This window comes from Agrobacterium bohemicum, from assembly GCF_002896715.1.
In the GTDB taxonomy this organism is placed as follows: Bacteria; Pseudomonadota; Alphaproteobacteria; order Rhizobiales; family Rhizobiaceae; genus Agrobacterium; species Agrobacterium bohemicum.
The window spans coordinates 154,207-171,887 of sequence record NZ_PGEL01000028.1; the positions used below are offsets into that span (position 1 = coordinate 154,207).

A 17,681-nucleotide genomic window follows, 5' to 3' on the forward strand; every position below is an offset into this window, starting at 1 on the left:
TCACCGAAGACTGCTTCAGCGTCCGGTTAAAATGCTCAGATTTGGCGTTCCGTCTCGGGGAATGCCGGATACTTGTCAAGAAGGGCCGTTACGATCTTTCCGAAACCGACGCCAAGTGACGATTTTATCATCAATACGTCGCCCGGCTGCACCCANTTCAGAACGAATTCGTTAAGTTCCGCCGTTGTCGGAAACCACGCCACGCTCACGCTTTCCGGTAAAGCATCGCGAAGAGCCGTCATCGACTCACCCGCAAGCCACACATGTTCGATGCCCGCAGACAGAAGTGGGCCGGATAACTCCTCGTGCACTTCAGCCGCGAATTCGCCCATTTCGAGCATATCGCCAAGCACGGCAACACGCCGCCCGTTGCCACTCACTTCAGCCGCTGCCAGCAGCGCGATGGCTGCACGCATGGAAGCGGGATTGGCGTTGTAGCTCTCGTCGATCATCAGGAACGAGCCTTCACCGACAGAAAGACGATGCCGTTGCCCCCTGCCCTTTACGGCTTCCAACTTGCCGAGTGCCGCAAACGCCTTGTCGATATCCGCACCCAGGACGGCGACCGTGCCGATGGCGGCCATGGCGTTTTCGGCGATGTGCCGTCCGGCAGCACCGATATGCAGTTCGCTGGTCTCACCGTTGACGATGGCCCAGATCGTAGATCCGTTCGGCGTACTCTCGAAATCGGCAAGACGGAAATCCGCCTTGGCATGTTGACCGAACGTCAGCACATGCTCGATGTCAGCATCGAACGCCGCCCGTTCCAATTGCTCGAACTGCGCATTGTCACGGTTGAGAATGACGGCACCACCCGGCAGAACGCCATCGAAGATTTCCGCCTTGGCAGCGGCGATTTCTTCGAGATTGTTGAAGTTTCCGAGATGAGCCGCCGCAATCGTCGTGATGATCGCCAGATGTGGCTTCACCTGCTTGACCAGCGGGCTGATCTCGCCCGCATGGTTCATGCCCACTTCGAAAATGCCGAATTCCGTATCGGCAGGCATGCGCGCCAGTGTCAGTGGTACGCCCCAATGGTTGTTGAAGGAAGACACCGCCGCATGCACCCGGCCCGATGGGGCCAGAACCTGCCGCAGCATTTCCTTGGTCGTCGTCTTGCCGACAGAGCCGGTAACAGCGATGACACGCGCCGACGTCCGCTCTCTGGCAGCGATACCCAACTTGACCAAGGCGGCCAGAACATCTTCCACGACGATCATTGGCACGGTCAGTCGACCGAGCGCAGGCAGTTTGGATTCCGAGACCACCAGAAGCCCAGCGCCATTGGCGACGGCAAAGCTTGCATAATCATGGCCATCCACCCGGTCGCCCTTGATGGCGAAGAAGGCTTCGCCCTCCTGCACCGAGCGGCTATCGATGGAAATGCCTGTAATGCCTTGCGGCAGGTTGCCGACCGGACGGCCTGCCATGACGGCGACCATATCCGGGACTGTCCATAACCAGTTCAAATCTACAATCCTTCCAGCGCAGTACGCACCTGTTCATGGTCCGAAAATGGCAGCGTCACGCCGCCAACAATCTGACCTTCCTCATGCCCCTTACCCGCTACAATCAAAGTATCGCCATTCCCCAACAGCGAAACGGCATGGCTGATAGCCGCTGCCCGGTCTGCAATTTCAAGCGCACCGGGTGCCGCCGCCATGATTTCGGAACGGATGGTCTGCGGCTCTTCCGAGCGCGGATTGTCATCCGTCACGATGACGATATCGGAAAGCCGTGTGGCAACCTCGCCCATGATCGGGCGCTTGCCCTTGTCACGATCCCCACCGCAACCGNAAACAGTGATGATGCGGCCTGACGTGAAGGGCCGCACCGACGTCAGCACATTTTCCAGCGCATCCGGCTTATGGGCATAATCCACATAAGCCAGCGCGCCGTTTTTCGTCTGGCCGATCAGCTCGAGACGACCAGCGGCCCCAACCAGCTTTTCCAGCGCCTTCAGCGCCACCGAGGCCGAAACGCCGGTCGAGATCGCAAGGCCTGCGGCAACCAGCGCATTGGCGACCTGAAAATCACCGGCCAGCGGAATATCGACTTCGTAAATCTTGCCCTGATGATGCACTTCGATCATCTGCTTGTGACGAAAATGCTCGACGCGCTTCAGCGCCAGATAATCGCCTTTGCGTCCAACGGTGCGCACATCATGGCCCGCATACGCTGCCGCCTTGATAGCGCGGTCCGACCATGGATCGTCAGAAAAGATGACAACCGGCGAACCCTTCGGCAACAGCGTATCGAACAGCCGCATCTTGGCGGCCATATAATCTTCAATGGTCNGATGGTAATCCATATGGTCGCGANCGAGATTGGTAAAACCGGCGGCTGCCAGTTTCACGCCGTCCAGTCGGCGCTGGTCGAGACCATGGCTGGAGGCTTCCATCGCCGCATGGGTCACGCCTTCGGAGGCCAGTTCAGCCAGCAGCGCATGCAGGGAAACCGGATCAGGCGTCGTCAGCGAACCATACTCTTCGCGGCCCGGCGCGATCACACCTGTGGTGCCGATCTGTGCCGCCGCATGGCCGGCAAAAGCCCAAATCTGGCGAATGAAAGAGGCGACCGAAGTCTTGCCCGCCGTGCCGGTCACGGCAATCATGGTTTCAGGCTGNTTTCCATAAAAGCGGGCAGCGGCAAGAGAGAGATAACGGCGCGGGTCGGAGACAACGAGAACCGGCACATCGGCATCGATTGCATGGCTGGAGACGACTGCGATGGCACCCTTGGCAATCGCGTCCTGCACATAGGTGCCGCCATCCGCCTTGGTTCCGGCCACCGCCACGAACAGCGATCCCGGCTGGGCCTTGCGGCTATCAGCCGTAATCCCGGTAATATCCAGCGCTCCGGTTTCTGTCCGAAGCAAATCATTCAGTTCCGGAAACTCAGTCCCGGAGAGGTCTCGCAAATTCATCGATGTGTCCGTCTTGTCCCCCGGCGCGATTCGCCGGTCCGTCATAAGCTGTACCAATCAATAAGACACCAGCAAGGCCGAACCGTCCTTGCCGAACTTGGGTTTTACACCAAGAATGGCGGCGGAACGGGCGATGATATCGTGCACCATCGGTGCCGCAGATGTACCGGCCAGTGCCGCGCCATTGCCCTTGTCCGTCTTCGGTTCATCGATGAAGGACAGAACCACATATTCCGGCTTGTCCATTGGGAAGGCAGAGAGGAAGGCGTTGAAGTTCTTGTCGTGTACATAGCGACCATTGACGACCTTGTCGGCCGTGCCGGTCTTGCCGCCTACATTGAAGCCTTCGACACGCGCGTTACGGCCAGAGCCATTGACGCCGTTCCACTCGAACAGGAAGCGCATGTCCTTGCTGGCACCCGGCTGCAAGACCTGCTTGGCAACCTGATCGGCCTGCGCCACCGTGCGCGGCAGGAAAGTCGGCTCGATCAGCTTGCCACCATTCACCAGTGCCGCACCGGCAATCGCCGTCTGCAAAGGCGTCGTGGACACGCCGTGACCGAAGGAAATGGTCACCGAGTTGATCTTCTTCCACACACGCGGCTGCGATGGCATGGCGATTTCCGGCAGCTCTGTCTGCATCTTGGTCAGAAGACCAAGCCGCGTCAGAAACTCCTTATGGCCTTCGATACCAACAGTATCGGCAATCTTGGCCGTACCGATATTGGACGAATACTGGAAGATTTCAGGCACGGACAGGATTCGGCCCTTGCCGTGGAAGTCCTTGATGGTGAAGCCGCCGATGCGGATCGGCGCACGTGCATCGAACGTATCGTTGATGTGCACCTTGCCGGAATCCAGACCCATGGCGATGGTGAAGGACTTGAAGGTCGACCCCATCTCGAACGTGCCGTTCGACATGCGGTTCAGCCAGCCCTCTTTGGCACCTTCTGCCGGATTGTTCGGATCATAATCCGGAAGCGATGCCATGGCGAGAATTTCGCCGGTGTGAACATTGATGACGACAGCGCCTGCCCCGATTGCCTGAAACTTCTTGATGGCATCGGAAACCACTTCACGCACAATGGCCTGCACACGCAGATCAATCGAAAGCTTGACCGGCTCCAGCGGCTGGTCGGATGTCATGCCCAGCGCCGTCAGGTCAGCGAGACCCTGGCTGTCGAGATAACGTTCCATACCGGCAACGCCGCGGTTGTCGATATTGACGTGGCCGACGACGTGAGCGGCCGTATGCCCACCGGGATAGAAACGACGCTTCTCGGGACGGAAGCCGATACCGGGAATGCCGAGCGCCAGAATCTGGCTCTGCTGCTTCGGCGTCAACTGGCGACGCAACCACTGGAAACGCGATTCGGATTTCAGTTTCTGATAGGTGCCGCGCGTATCGAGATCGGGCAGAACCGTCTGCAGTTTTTCGATGGCTTCATCGACATCTACGATGCGGTGCGGTTCTGCAAACAGCGAGACAGTACGAATGTCCGTCGCCAGCACTTCGCCGTTACGGTCCAGAAGGTCCGGGCGCGAGGCCATCAACCGGTCTGCGGGCGCAATGCTGGAAACGGTTTCCGGCTGGGTCATGCCATATTGAACGAGACGGCCACCAACGACACCGTAGAAAGCGATGAAACCGACGATCAGCAGACCAACGCGGGTTTTCGCCTGTGTGGCGCGCCGCTTGCGCGCACCTTCGAAGGCAGCATGGTCGGCAAAGCCGCTTGTGCTGGCGGAAAAATGAGCCCTGCTTTTCAGAACCATGACGCGTGACAGAAAAGACATCAGTCCACCGCTCCAGTTATCGTTTCATCCATGTCGCCAGCCTCGTCGCCCGGCTCTGCACGCACAGCCGGCATAGGCTGTGCAGGGCGCGCAGCCCGCGCACGCGGCTGTGGCACGGGTGTACCGCCAGTGGCGACGATCTGTCCGGCAGGTTTGGATTTGGGTTTTGCGCCGCCCAGCGTCGCGCCAGGCTTGGAACCATTCATCGCAGCGGCAATCACATCTTCCACGCTCATGCCCTGCGGCTCCGGTGGCTGCGGCAATTGCGAGCGCAGCATCGGCAATTCCTTCGGCTGCGAAAGCTGTGTCGGCTGTGTCGGCGCCAGGGCTAGATCGCTCTGATAGGCATTGACCAGACGGTGCAGACGGTTCGGCTGCGTCAGCAGCGCCCAGTCGGCCCGCAGAAGGTCGATAGTATCCTTCTCCAGCTTGATTTCGGTTTCCAGCTTCTTGACGGATTCCAGCTTCACATCGGCCTGATGCTTGATGGTGTAGGTAACGACGGCGGCAGACACCATCACACCCATCAAAATGAAATCGAGAGTACGCAGCATGTCAGCCTCCCATCNTTTCGAGGCTTGTGAGATCGGGAAGCTCGAAGATCGAAATGTCGGCTGGCCGTACGGGTGCCGTTGTGCGGACACCGGCACGCAGCTTGGCAGAACGGGCACGCGGATTGATATCCGCCTCTTCGTCGCTGGCCGCTATCATCGGCTTGCCAAGAGAATCGAAAATCGCTGACTTGGCAGCGAGCATCGGCATATGGCGCGAGCCCGCCGCACGGTCGGAACGATCCGCGAAATACTTTTTGACGATACGGTCTTCAAGCGAATGGAACGTGACCACGACGAGACGACCGCCGGGCTTCAAGGCCCGCTCGGCAGCAAACAGCGCCTGTGCCAACTCACCCAGCTCATCATTGACAAACACGCGCAGCGCCTGAAACACACGCGTTGCTGGGTGGATCTTGTCCTTGGCCTTGCGCGGGGTCACGATTTCGATCAGCCCAGCCAAATCGCGGGTGGTGCGAAACGGCTCGTCTGCACGCTTCTTTTCAATGGCGCGGGCAATGCGGCCCGACTGTTTTTCCTCACCGAGAAAACCAAAGATACGAATGAGGTCACCGACCTTGCAACGATTGACGACATCCGCAGCAGACACGCCAGAAGACGACATGCGCATATCCAGCGGGCCGTTTCTCTGGAAGGAGAAGCCACGTTCGGCCTCATCGATCTGCATGGAGGAAACGCCGATATCCAGTACGATGCCATCAAGCCCTTCGGCGGGCGCATGGGCTGCAAGATTGGAAAACTGAGACTGGATCAGCGACAAGCGACCACCATTGGCAGCGACCATGGCCTGGCCGTCGGCGATGGCGTTGGGGTCACGGTCCAGCGCGATGACATGCGCGCCCTGATCGAGGATGGCCTGGGTATAGCCGCCTGCGCCAAAAGTACCGTCGAGAATAACTTTTCCGGGCGCTGGCTCCAGCGCTTTCAGAACTTCATGGAGAAGAACCGGAATGTGGCGAACCGGTCCGCCACCGGCTTCAGAAGATTGTTCGCCAGAATTCGCCGCCATTCCGTTTCCCCGTCCTATACGGGGCGAGCAGCCGTAAAACCGCGCCCCGTTCTTGCAGCCTTCTGCGCCTCGTAAAACGCTTCCGGTTGCCACAACTGAAAATGATCCGCTCGACCCACAAAGGTAACCTCGGTCGTGATGTTGGTGAATTCCCGCATGAAATCCGTCACCATCAACCGCCCTTCCGCATCGAGCTTCATGAAAACGCCGCCGCCGTGAACCAGCAGCGACATCGCGTTCGCTTCCGGCGAGAACGCATCCATCGACGCGATCTGCCGTTCGTATCGTTCGAGCAAGTCCGGACCGCCAACGCTGATGGCCGGAAATGCGAAATCCTGGAGACAATAAAGCTCCTGGATGCCACGCTCCGTCAGCACCGAACGAAACAGAGACGGAACCGAGACGCGCCCCTTGGCGTCGATCCTGTTCGTCACGTTCGATAAAAAGCGACCCATTCCTAAACTCGCCAAAGCCGCCGAATGCAGAGCCGAAACTTGCACCGACCGGCAACACCGTTACGCACGACACATCGCTGACCGGCAGGACGTAATGCCCATCGGACCCTTGCAGGCCGCTCCGTTTCAGAGATTGCGGGTCAAAAACACGACCCTTTGTGGTGTGCATTTGGGATACCATGGGACACTTTGGGCGTCAATGGGAGAAGCCAGCGGGATACCGGCCTCGGATCGGATATTCATATCCCGTTAAGTTTAACGAATGGTTTACCGTGTTCATTCAAGCACTTGTGCGACGACAATAAAAAATCGCCTCTGAAATCTTATTTCATTAGGAATAACAGATACTTACGCGCGCCATGCCGATGCGCGACGTAAGAGCCTGTAATAAAAAGGAATTTGCCAGTTGGCCTGTAAGCCGGGTTCTGTATGGCCCCGGTTTGACCCGGAACGTGGCAGCCATTCATCTGGGACGACATTTGCACGCCGCCTCTCGCAACCCACCCGGATGACTCGCCCAAAAACCGGCTGTAGGTCCGCTTGCGCGCACCCCACGTCATCCCTATTCGGTCTTGCTCCCGGTGGGGTTTACCATGCCACCCCTGTTACCAGCGGCGCGGTGGGCTCTTACCCCACCCTTTCACCCTTACCACTATAAAAGTGGCGGTCTACTCTCTGCGGCACTTTCCCTAGGGTCGCCCCCGCCGGACGTTATCCGGCACCGTGTTTTCGTGGAGCCCGGACTTTCCTCACCCTACCGTCTTTCGACATTGGTAAAGCGCGGCTGCCCGGCCAACTGGCACGCGCTCCTTAGACGGGTTCAGAAACGAAAGCCACCGGAAAATCCGCAAACGGATCATTACGCAGAGAAAACCGGCGCGAAATCTGTCTCATAGCCCCCGTCGATGATTTGNCCCTCGACAAGAAGCTGCGCGCCCAGCCGCCCGATTTCATCCGAGCTTTTGGCCGCACTACCGCAGCCTCCGGTCAAAACGGCGATGCTGGATGAAGCCGTATAACCAATCGCCGGAAATCCCGTCGGTGTATAGGACGTCACGCAGGCCGCCATGGAAATGCGCGACGTATCAATGGAAGGGATCAACGCGTCGATGATGTCCGAAAAATTATCGCGCACCGTTACGTTTCCGCCCGAACGGAACCAGTCGCGGATTTCTTGATCTGTGCGCAACAGAACATCCACCGGCTCTCCACCGATCTTCAGATNAAACCTGCCATCGGGATAGCGCACCGGCGGCAACAGATAGATATGTTTTCGCGGGTCCGTCGGCTCGTAGATCAGCGATGGCATTCCAGCATAAAGATGCAGCTCGTCATCGGGAATTTCGAAAAACGCGACCGTCCTCGCATAGACCTCCATCGCAAGTGCCTGCGGCAAAAGCCCTTCGGCGATGGAGAACCCGCCCGCAGCAACCAGAACCTTATCCGCTGTAAAGGCTTGGCCCGCAGCAGTCGTCACCATCGCAACGCCGCCTTCTTCCCACACGCTGACTGCAATGTCGTCGATCCGCGTCACGCCACGCTTTTCAGCAATCGTGATCTGCGCCCGCACCAGTTCACGTGGATTGACGTATCCGGCATTGTTCNTTTCGNAAACGCCTTCGCAGCCGCTCTCAAACTTNAAATATGGAAAGCGATCGGCAAGTGACGCATCGTCCAGAAGCTCAGTCGCAACACCAAGCGCATTGGCAGACGCACAGACGCTCTCGATATAGGGGAAACCGGTACCACGCTTCTTGCCGACGATCAGGCAGCCGACCTCACCATAAAACTCGACGCCGCTCTCACGCTCTATTTCCGCGTACCGGGCAATCGAGCGGTTGGCGAGACGCGCCCAATCCGCGTTACTATCGATAGTGCGGGTAATGCGCGCCGCATCGTAGTGGCTGGCGAAAACGCCGGTATGGTTCTTGATATCAGCAGGTTCACGCGGCCCGATAAGCGCCACGCCATCAGTATGTTCCGCAAGATGTCGAGCCGCCGCAGCCCCCATCATGCCCGCACCGACCACGATATATTTAAACTGTGTTGCCATGCCTGCACTCGCCGAGTTTCGATTCCGTTACAAAGAGTTGTAGCGGTTTGAGGAATCGATTCCAGAGGNTTTGGATTCAGATGATGGTGGACGGCGGTGGGTGTGGCTTACCCCCTCTGTCCTGCCGGACATCTCCCCCACAAGGAGGGAGATTGGCTGGACGAACGAACCCCGCTTCACTCTCAACATTAGAGATGGCCAAGAGCTAACCACGAGTCGATCTCCCCCCTTGTGGGGGAGATGTCCGGCAGGGCAGAGGGGGTAAGCCGCACCCACCTCCACCCGCTTTAAACAAACACCGGCCCCACCTGCCCCGCAAAGTCCTCTTCCATCAATTGCCCGTCCAGCAACAGCACCGCCCCCAACCGTCCGATCTCATCCGAAGACTTAGCCGACACAAAATTACCGCCCGTCAAAACGGCAATGTTGGACGACTGTGTATATCCAATATACGGATAGCCGGTGCGCGTGATGGAGGCGACGCAGGAGCTTGATGTGACCAGGCAACCGGCAAGTCCCGGCATCAGTTCGATGGCGCGCTTCACCAGAAAATCGACCTCGCTGACGGTCCCGTCGGAGTGGAACCAGGACACCGCCTCGCCCAGCGTTTCCAGCCTGCCCTTTTCGCTCTCGCCACCGATTTTCAGGTAAACCTTGCCATCGGGATATCTCACCGGCGGCAGGATGTAGACGATGTCGTCGGCANTTTCTGCGAGCACGATAGTCGAAGGCATCGCCGCAAAAACCTGCTGCTTTTCCTCGTCCAACTCAAAAAACGCGATGGTGCGNCCCGTCGCGGCCATATCGACTTTCGATGGCAGCAGATCGGCCATATTGATGAAGCCACCCGCCGCGACGATGACCTTTTGCGCCGTATAGCGCCGCCCCTCATCCGCCACCACCTCCACGCCCGAGCCGGTGTCGTGAATGCGCATCGTCGTTTCGCGGATCAGTTTGGCACCCTGTGTTTCGGCAATCGCAATCTGCGCCTTTACCAGAGCACGCGGATTGACGTAGCCCGCATTGCGCGGCTCGAACCAACCCTCGTGATCATCAGGCAGATCGAACATCGGAAAGCGCTGCCCCAGTTGCGTGGAGCCAAACACTTCCATCTCGAGGCCTAACCTGTCACGCGCCGCCATGGCACTGGATACATAATCGCCACCCAAACCCTTGCCGTTACCAGCAAACAGGCAACCCGCCTCATGGTAGAACCGAATGCCGCTTTCCGCTTCGATCTGCGCATAGCGACCGATGGAGCGTTTCGCCAACTCGGCCCAGACAGGATCACCATCGAAACCACGCGTGATTCGCGCCTCGTCGTAGTGGCTGGAAAACACACCGTTGTGGTTCTTGCGATCCAGCGGTTCAGCAGGCCCGATCAATGCCACACCATCCGTGGCAGCGGAAAGATGCCGAGCCGCCGCCGCACCCATCATGCCCGCACCGACGACGATATATTTGAAATCCACCATGATCTTGCTCCTGCGCGTAAGCGCTGCCTAGCAAAATCAGGCGTGTTTCAAAAGCCGCAAAACGGCATCAACTCTGCAACAGCGTCTGCACCTTGCCGCAATAGCGCTTCGAAACCGGGTTCATGCGTGTGGCTCCGTGGCCTGCATTGTAACGCNAAATCGTGCTGCACACCTGGCTACCGCCAAGCTGGTGAGCAATCGCCAGATATTGCATGCCCCAGCGGATGTTGGTCTCAGGATCGTAAAGCGCCTTGGTCGTGCCGCGATAGCCCATCATCCGCGCCGTGGCGGGCTTGATCTGCATCAGCCCGACTTCGCCGGCACGTCCCCGTGCCTTTGGATTGAACTTGCTCTCCACGGAAACGATGGCATGCGCCAGATTGGTCGGCACGCCGTAACGCTTGGCATATTTGACGATCAGGTCGGAATATTCATTCTTCAAAACTGTCGGAAGAGACTTCTCGGGAATGGGATAGCCGGGTTTGCGGAAATAGGTTTCCAGCGGAATGGTTTGGGTCTTCACGTCGTCCTTGGCTNAAACGATACCACTCTGTGCCGCGAGCATGGAAAGACAGGCCGAGACAGCAAAAAGCACTCTTCTCATCAGTAAAACGGATCTCCGGTATGAAGACTTTGGGGCGTCACTTGCATAGCGAAGCCAGCGGGAAAGTTCATTGGAACAATCCGGCAAAAGTCCTCATCATTATTGTTGACGATCTCTGCTCGAAACTGAACAGGTCGCGGTTTGATGAGGGGTTATAGAGGGGCATAATAAGGAATTACTGTGGCGGCACAGAAAATACGCTTTACCAAATCAATTTTCACGAACGTTTTTTCTAAAAAATCGCCTTAAGCGCTGCGAAATTTCGGCAGACTGGAAATCAACCGGTGCAGCGTATCGATGGTCGAAACATCGGCAATGCCATCCACCAAAGCGGGCCTGAAATGGCGCTGGAAAGCCGCCACGATGCCTTCTGTCTGCTCACCGTAAACGCCATCTATTTCAATGCCGTAACCGTAGAGAGAGAGCATGGATTGCAAGGCTTCCACGGGCTGGCCGCTATCGCCGCGCTGAAAGAAACGCCCGCCGCCGATCGGCGCGGGTGTCACCCAGTGCCCGACGCCGTTCTGCGACAGGATGTCCCACGGGAATTTTTCACCCGGATCGATCTTCCTGACAGGCGCAATATCGGAGTGCCCCAGCACCCGCTCAGGCGCGATCGACCAGCGCGCGCCGCAATCACGACACAATTCGATGACCGCTTTTATCTGAGGTTCAGGAAACTCCGGCAATCCCGCAGGATGACCCTGATTGGCAATCTCGATGCCAATAGAGCGGGAGTTGATATCGGCAGCACCATCCCAGAGGCTTTTGCCCGCATGCCAGGCACGGCGACGTTCCGGCACCATCTGCACGACACGACCGTCCTCATAGACAAAGTAATGGCTGGAAACCTGACTTTCAGGATTGGCCAACCACGCCAACGCGCCATCGGCGCTGTTCATGCCGGTATAATGAAGAATGATGATGTCGGGGCCATCCACCCCTTCCCGCTCGCCATGGTTCGGCGAAGGCACGACGGAAGCACCTGCATAGTCCGCTGTGAATTCACTCATGCGACGCGGCGTTCTTTCTCGATGGCCGCATAGGCCGCATTCAGCGCTGCCATACGCTCATTGGCGGCCGCATGCAGTTCCATGGGAACGCCACGCGCGATGAGCTTATCCGGGTGGTGTTGCGCCACCAACGACCGGTAACGCCTGCGAATATCGGAGAATTCATCGGAAGGCGAAACACCCAGAACGCGGTAGGGATCGCGTCCTTCCATGTGCACATGCCGTGCCATGATCGTCTCGAAATGATCTTCGCTGATACGGAATATTTCCGAGATGCGTCCCAGAAACGCCAATTCACGCTCGTGAATCAAGCCGTCAGCCTTGGCGATATGAAACAGGCCGTCAATGACGCTTTCCAGCATTTCGCAGTTCTGGTCACCAGACCCACAAAGCCCGGCAAGCCGCTCGGCATAGGCCTCGTAACCGGCCACGTCCTGGCGTGCCAGATTGTAGAGGCGGGCAACGTTCTTGGCTTCCTCATCGGGGAAATCAAAAATCTGGCGGAAAGCCTGAACTTCGGCATTGTTCACCATGCCATCGGCCTTGGCCATCTTGGCGGACAGCGCAATGATGGCAACGGNAAAAGAAACCTGCCGACGCGTTTCCGGGTCACCCTCGAATACTGTTCTGACAGCTTCGATCACGCGCCCCAACACGCTTCCAGCAGCGTCGCCGATTGCGCCCAGTAGACGTTCCAGGAAGGATGAAATTTGCAAACAGGCGAAATCGTACATCATGAAATCAAGCATAAACTCCGATTTGACGAATGCAATATGCATAAAGGTCGCGGATCATTAACNTTTTTTCATCTGAAAGCCGCGCACCGAGCGGTCTTTCCGGCGCGGTTTCGTCGCCACCAAAGCGGTTTTCCACAGGCCGGGGCGCGAATGGTACACCATCTCCGCGATTGAAACGATTAGATTGGCCAACAGCCTCTATCACATTGAAAATTGCCACAAAACGCCCGATTTTCTTGAGAAATTCACTTTACATGCAGGTTTCACTGCCCCATCCATTTGCCGCATATATCTCGGAAGCGAACACGAAGGAGTGCCACGATGGCCAAACAGAAAGTCGCAATGTTGACCGCAGGCGGTCTCGCGCCCTGCCTCTCCTCTGCCGTGGGTGGCTTGATCGAACGCTACAGCGACATCGCGCCTGATATCGACATCGTGGCCTATCGCTCCGGTTATCAGGGAGTTCTTCTTGGCGACAGCGTCGCAATCACCGCCGACATGCGGGAAAAAGCGCACCTACTGCACCGCTACGGCGGCTCACCCATCGGCAACAGCCGCGTCAAGCTGACCAACGCCGCAGACTGTGCCAAGCGCGGCCTCGTCAAGGAAGGCGAAAACCCGCTGAAAGTTGCAGCCGACCGCCTTGCAAGCGATGGCGTTACCATTCTCCATACCATCGGTGGTGATGACACCAACACCACGGCGGCAGATCTTGCCGCTTATCTCGGCGCGAACGGCTATGACCTCACCGTCGTCGGTCTTCCCAAAANCGTCGACAATGATGTGGTGCCGATCAAGCAGTCGCTCGGCGCGTGGACCGCAGCCGAAGTCGGCGCAAGCTTCTTCGACAATGTCAGCAACGAACAGAGTGCCGCACCAAAGACTTTCGTCATTCACGAAGTCATGGGCCGCCATTGCGGCTGGCTCACCGCTGCAACCGCCCGCGCCTACATTCAAAAGACCAAGGGCAATGAATATGTCGAAGGTCTGCTGATGGACGAAAAGCTGAAAAGCATCGACGGCCTTTATCTGCCGGAAATGGCTTTCGACATTCAGGCCGAAGCAGAACGCCTGAAAAAGATCATGAACGATACGGGCTTCGTCACACTTTTCGTTTCGGAAGGCGCCGGTCTCGATTCCATCGTGGCCGAGCGTGAGGCGGCTGGCGATACCGTGAAGCGCGATGCCTTTGGCCACGTCAAGATCGACACGATCAATGTCGGCGGCTGGTTCCAGAAGCAGTTTGCGAGCCTCATCGGCGCAGAGCGCACCATGGTGCAGAAGTCCGGCTATTACGCCCGCTCCGCCCCTGCCAACGGTCAGGACCTACGCCTCATTCAGAGCATGGTCGATCTGGCCGTCGAAAGCGCGCTCAACAAGGTCTCCGGCGTCACCGGTCACGACGAGGACCAGGGCGGCAAGCTGCGCACCATCGAGTTCCCGCGCATCAAGGGTGGCAAGCATTTCGAGTTGTCGACGCCATGGTTCGGCGAGGTCATGGATCACATCGGCCAGCCTTATCAGGCTGCCTGATCAATCGAGCTAAACGCGGCCTTACGCTGTTCTATGTGTCTACGCTAAAAGACTGTGGCGGAAACACACCGCTCATCACCTTATCCATGTCAGGCCCAGAAATCCGTTTCGGTTTCTGGGCCGATGTTGTAGGTTAAAGGNAAATGACGTCGGGGAGGGCAAGGAGGAACGCATATGTCCGCACAAGTTTGGCTGGTCTTTTGCACGGCCTGTGTGATTCTGTTCGCATTGCCTTCGCCCATATCCTTCAAAGTCGCGAGTTACGCGGCCATTCGCGGTAAGCGCGCCTTCGTCGCCTCGGTCGTGGGCGCAACTCTTGGTATCGTCACAACGGTGACGGCAGCATCCGTCGTCGTCGCAGGATCGGAGTTCCTGCCATCCACTGTTCTCGACATCATCCAATGGGCAGGCACCGGCTGGCTGATGCTGTTCAGCCTGTGGACACTCGCAACGCCAGCAGCGCGTGAGTCGAATGCGGATAACGACAATCTGCGTGGAAAGACCTTCGGCACGATCTTTACCGATTGCTTCGTGATCGCAGCGCTTCGCCTGCGCTATTTCGGCTTCTTCATTGCCTTCCTGGTACAATTCGTCAACGGCACACGCAATGTCATTGAAATGGTATTGCAAATGCAGGCGGCAGTGCTGCTGCTGACGGTTGTCTGCCTGATTTTCCAGGCCAGTTTCTCGCGGCTGACCATTACTTCGGTGCGGCGCATGTCCGTGACCAAAAAGCTCCGCAATCCGAAAAGAACCCACTTCATCGCGGGCCGCGCCGTGACCGCCGGATACCGCCGGATTGCCGCCTGAAACGCAAATATGAGTCCCTGCTTGCCGGAATCCTTACGATAGGTTAATGATCGCCGGATAGGGACTGCCTGCTTCGCGAGAAACGGGGGTATCGAGCGACAGGCACATTCAAGGGCGGACGCATGAAAGTTGAAGGCAATTTTCGCCGNAAATCGGCTCTTCTTTTGTCGTCCACAGTCGGCATCGCGCTGACACTGGCGGGCTGCACAAGCGTAGAAGTCGCATCCAAAAGCGATATTGCCAAGCCTCAGATAGCCTCCGCCGCTACGGTGGAAAGCACCTTAGCCGCAAGCCCGGCCAGTGCATCCTCTACCCCAGCACAGGTCGCTGAAAATGCGACAGCGGAAGCTCTTCCGACAGTCGCTACGGCCAAGGGCGCACGTATCGCACTTCCACCTGCATCGGAAATTGCAGCCGCAGCAGCCATCGACGCACAAATTCAGCCACAGGCAGCAACCCAGACCGCTCTGGCCGCACCGGCAGCCACAACGCCTGCTGCAGCCGCCGTTGCACGTCAGACCGCCACCTCTGCCCTGCCGCAGGTCGTTGCGCTCAAAGGCAGCTTCCCCCCTGCCCCNGGTGCACCCNGGACACCATCGGCAGCCGCTGTACCTTTGACCGAAGACATGATGCGTCAGCAAAGCGTCATCCCGGTTCCCAAGCCACAGGGTGCCATGCTGGCCTACGCTTCGGCACCTCAGAACGCCGCTCTTGCCGCCATCAGCACCCGCGAAGGCCTGACGCCCTCACTGGATGCGCCGTCCATGGCAGGCCGGCAGAAGCTCAGCGGTCTCATCACCAAATATGCGACCATGTATCAGGTGCCGGAAGATCTCGTCCACCGCGTGGTCATGCGCGAAAGCCGCTACAATCCCAAGGCCGTCAATGGCGGCCATTTCGGACTGATGCAGATCAAGCACGCAACAGCCCGCTCCATGGGTTTCGACGGCCCCGCCTCCGGCCTGTTCGACGCTGAAACCAACCTGAAATATGCGGTAAAGTACCTGCGCGGCGCCTGGCTCGTCGCCGATAACAACCGCGACAACGCCGTGCGCCTCTATGCACGTGGCTATTATTACGATGCCAAGCGCAAAGGCATGCTGCACGTTCTGCGCAAGTAGGACTAGCGGCCTATCANTTTCCGAGATTGCACATCGGCGTGTGGGGCTTAACCCCCTCTGTCCTGCCGGACATCTCCCCCTCAGGTGGGGAGATCGGCTAGACGTCTGCTCATCACTCCTCCCACACCGTTCAAGATAGCCGAGAGGTCGCTACGAGTCGATCTCCCCCCTTGAGGGGGAGATGTCCGGCAGGACAGAGGGGGGTGGGCCAAGCCCACTGCCATCGAATATGGCAATCACCCCCGTCATCAAACTGTTGCGTCTCGTCGCTAAACGCCTCTCAACCGAATGAGAGGTGGAATCAGATGACGAGTGTCGCTCCAAAAACCGGTTTCAGCAAAAACGTAAAGCTCAAGTCCGCCCTCCTTCAGCACAAGGCCCTGTCCACCAGCGGCCTGTCTGAGAGATTGTTCGGCGTTTTGNTTTCCGGTCTGGTCTATCCGCAAATCTGGGAAGACCCTGAAATCGATATGCAGGCCATGGAATTGCGTGATGGCCATAGCATCGTCACCATCGGCTCAGGCGGCTGCAACGTCCTGGCTTACCTCTCGCGCAATCCGTCACGCATCGATGTGGTCGACCTCAATCCGCACCACATTGCGCTCAACAAGCTGAAACTGGCCGCCTTCCGCCATCTGCCCGGCCATGGAGATGTCGTGCGCCAGTTCGGCGTCGCAAACGTGCGCTCCAACAGCAATGGCTACGATCAGTTCATCGCGCCGAACCTCGATGCACAAACGCGCGCTTACTGGTCCAAGCGCACTTTGAGCGGACGCCGTCGCATCTCTGTCTTCGACCGCAATATCTACCGCACCGGCCTACTGGGCCGTTTCATCGGGGTCGGCCATGTGCTGGCCCGTCTGCATGGCGTGAAGCTGCAGGAGATGGCCAATACCCGCTCCATGGATGAGCAACGCCAGTTTTTCGATGAAAAGGTGGCGCCGCTGTTCGACAAGCCTGTCATCCGCTGGCTGACGAAGCGCAAGAGCTCGCTCTTCGGTCTCGGCATTCCACCGCGCCAGTATGACGAACTCGCCAGCCTGTCGGATGGCAACACCATTGCCCCGGTCCTGCGTCAACGTCTCGAGAAACTGGCCTGTGANTTTCCGCTGAAGGAGAATTATTTCGCTTGGCAGGCCTTCGCACGTCGTTACCCGCAAGCGCAGGAAGGCAATCTGCCGGATTATTTGCGTCGGGACTACTATCAGGCCATCCGTGAAAACGCCTCACGGGTGCACGTCCACCACGCCACCTTCACCGAACTGCTCGCCTCCAAACCCGCCTCCTCCGTCGATCGCTACGTGCTTCTCGACGCGCAGGACTGGATGAGCGATGTGCAGATCAACGAGTTGTGGTCGCAGATCAGCCGCACGGCAGCGCCTGACGCGCGCGTCATCTTCCGCACCGCAGCCGAAAAAAGCGTGATCGAGGGTCGCCTGTCGCCGGATATCGCAGCGCAATGGTCCTATCTCGGCGAACGTTCTCAAGAGCTGAACGCCCGCGACCGCTCCGCGATCTATGGCGGTTTCCATATCTATCAGAGGGCTCAGGCGTGAAGATCATCGGCGACAATATC

At 58.1% G+C, this 17,681-nt stretch carries 15 protein-coding genes and 1 other RNA gene; 4 read left to right on the plus strand and 12 right to left on the minus strand.

The annotated features are described in order from the left end of the window. Nucleotides 1-35 precede the first annotated feature (35 nt). The 12 genes from CUC55_RS19430 to CUC55_RS19490 form a co-directional block, all read right to left on the minus strand. A complete protein-coding gene (locus tag CUC55_RS19430; protein WP_103088879.1) occupies nt 36-1,469 on the minus strand; it encodes a UDP-N-acetylmuramoylalanyl-D-glutamyl-2,6-diaminopimelate--D-alanyl-D-alanine ligase in 1,434 nt (477 codons plus the stop codon). Between the two features lie 2 nt (nt 1,470-1,471). Continuing rightward, on the minus strand, nt 1,472-2,926 hold the full coding sequence (locus CUC55_RS19435) for a UDP-N-acetylmuramoyl-L-alanyl-D-glutamate--2,6-diaminopimelate ligase (RefSeq protein WP_103088880.1): 1,455 nt from the start codon (nt 2,924-2,926) through the stop codon (nt 1,472-1,474). 57 nt (nt 2,927-2,983) lie between these two features. Beyond that, nucleotides 2,984-4,723, minus strand: a complete 1,740-nt coding sequence (locus tag CUC55_RS19440; protein ID WP_067645283.1) for a peptidoglycan D,D-transpeptidase FtsI family protein — start codon at nt 4,721-4,723, stop codon at nt 2,984-2,986. Next, entirely contained in the window at nt 4,723-5,277 is a 555-nt protein-coding gene (gene ftsL, locus CUC55_RS19445; protein ID WP_067645281.1) for a cell division protein FtsL, read from the minus strand. The genes CUC55_RS19440 and ftsL overlap by 1 nt, the downstream gene beginning before the upstream one ends. 1 nt (nt 5,278) lies before the next feature. Then, nucleotides 5,279-6,304, minus strand: a complete 1,026-nt coding sequence (gene rsmH, locus CUC55_RS19450; RefSeq protein ID WP_103088881.1) for a 16S rRNA (cytosine(1402)-N(4))-methyltransferase RsmH — start codon at nt 6,302-6,304, stop codon at nt 5,279-5,281. A gap of 14 nt (nt 6,305-6,318) precedes the next feature. Then, entirely contained in the window at nt 6,319-6,759 is a 441-nt protein-coding gene (gene mraZ, locus CUC55_RS19455) for a division/cell wall cluster transcriptional repressor MraZ (protein ID WP_067645277.1), read from the minus strand. A 398-nt stretch (nt 6,760-7,157) separates the two neighbouring features. Further along, nucleotides 7,158-7,559, minus strand: an RNA gene (gene rnpB / locus CUC55_RS19460) — RNase P RNA component class A. Nucleotides 7,560-7,618: 59 nt separating this feature from the next. After that, a complete protein-coding gene (locus CUC55_RS19465; protein WP_103088882.1) occupies nt 7,619-8,812 on the minus strand; it encodes an NAD(P)/FAD-dependent oxidoreductase in 1,194 nt (397 codons plus the stop codon). A gap of 287 nt (nt 8,813-9,099) precedes the next feature. Then, nucleotides 9,100-10,287 carry an FAD-dependent oxidoreductase gene (locus tag CUC55_RS19475; RefSeq protein WP_103088883.1) on the minus strand — a complete coding sequence of 396 codons (1,188 nt, stop codon included), beginning with the start codon at nt 10,285-10,287 and terminating at the stop codon, nt 9,100-9,102. 67 nt (nt 10,288-10,354) lie between these two features. Further along, nucleotides 10,355-10,891 carry a lytic transglycosylase domain-containing protein gene (locus CUC55_RS19480; RefSeq protein WP_103088884.1) on the minus strand — a complete coding sequence of 179 codons (537 nt, stop codon included), beginning with the start codon at nt 10,889-10,891 and terminating at the stop codon, nt 10,355-10,357. Between the two features lie 245 nt (nt 10,892-11,136). Further along, on the minus strand, nt 11,137-11,904 hold the full coding sequence (locus CUC55_RS19485) for an N-acetylmuramoyl-L-alanine amidase (RefSeq protein WP_067645269.1): 768 nt from the start codon (nt 11,902-11,904) through the stop codon (nt 11,137-11,139). Beyond that, nucleotides 11,901-12,641 carry a J domain-containing protein gene (locus tag CUC55_RS19490; protein WP_170063936.1) on the minus strand — a complete coding sequence of 247 codons (741 nt, stop codon included), beginning with the start codon at nt 12,639-12,641 and terminating at the stop codon, nt 11,901-11,903. Before CUC55_RS19490 ends, CUC55_RS19485 begins: the two co-directional genes overlap by 4 nt. 321 nt (nt 12,642-12,962) lie before the next feature. Here CUC55_RS19490 and CUC55_RS19495 point away from each other — a divergent pair, with 321 nt between their 5' ends. From CUC55_RS19495 to CUC55_RS19510, 4 genes are all read left to right on the plus strand, one after another. Further along, entirely contained in the window at nt 12,963-14,174 is a 1,212-nt protein-coding gene (locus tag CUC55_RS19495; protein ID WP_103088885.1) for a pyrophosphate--fructose-6-phosphate 1-phosphotransferase, read from the plus strand. Nucleotides 14,175-14,348: 174 nt separating this feature from the next. Beyond that, the gene (locus tag CUC55_RS19500; RefSeq protein ID WP_067645265.1) at nt 14,349-14,984 is read left to right on the plus strand and encodes a LysE family translocator; all 636 of its coding nucleotides are present in this window, start codon (nt 14,349-14,351) and stop codon (nt 14,982-14,984) included. An 851-nt stretch (nt 14,985-15,835) separates the two neighbouring features. Beyond that, the gene (locus CUC55_RS23700; protein ID WP_425352891.1) at nt 15,836-16,105 is read left to right on the plus strand and encodes a lytic transglycosylase domain-containing protein; all 270 of its coding nucleotides are present in this window, start codon (nt 15,836-15,838) and stop codon (nt 16,103-16,105) included. A gap of 305 nt (nt 16,106-16,410) precedes the next feature. Continuing rightward, the gene (locus tag CUC55_RS19510) at nt 16,411-17,661 is read left to right on the plus strand and encodes a BtaA family protein (protein WP_103088887.1); all 1,251 of its coding nucleotides are present in this window, start codon (nt 16,411-16,413) and stop codon (nt 17,659-17,661) included. Nucleotides 17,662-17,681 lie beyond the last annotated feature (20 nt).

What these genes read in the sequence shown, in the direction of transcription:
- CUC55_RS19440 (WP_067645283.1), bottom strand. Translation starts at nt 4,723, where the DNA reads ATGTCTTTTCTGTCACGCGTCATGGTTCTGAAAAGCAGGGCTCATTTT.
- ftsL (WP_067645281.1), bottom strand. Translation starts at nt 5,277, where the DNA reads ATGCTGCGTACTCTCGATTTCATTTTGATGGGTGTGATGGTGTCTGCC.
- mraZ (WP_067645277.1), bottom strand. Translation starts at nt 6,759, where the DNA reads ATGGGTCGCTTTTTATCGAACGTGACGAACAGGATCGACGCCAAGGGG.
- CUC55_RS19485 (WP_067645269.1), bottom strand. Translation starts at nt 11,904, where the DNA reads ATGAGTGAATTCACAGCGGACTATGCAGGTGCTTCCGTCGTGCCTTCG.
- CUC55_RS19500 (WP_067645265.1), top strand. Translation starts at nt 14,349, where the DNA reads ATGTCCGCACAAGTTTGGCTGGTCTTTTGCACGGCCTGTGTGATTCTG.
- CUC55_RS23700 (WP_425352891.1), top strand. Translation starts at nt 15,836, where the DNA reads ATGCGCGAAAGCCGCTACAATCCCAAGGCCGTCAATGGCGGCCATTTC.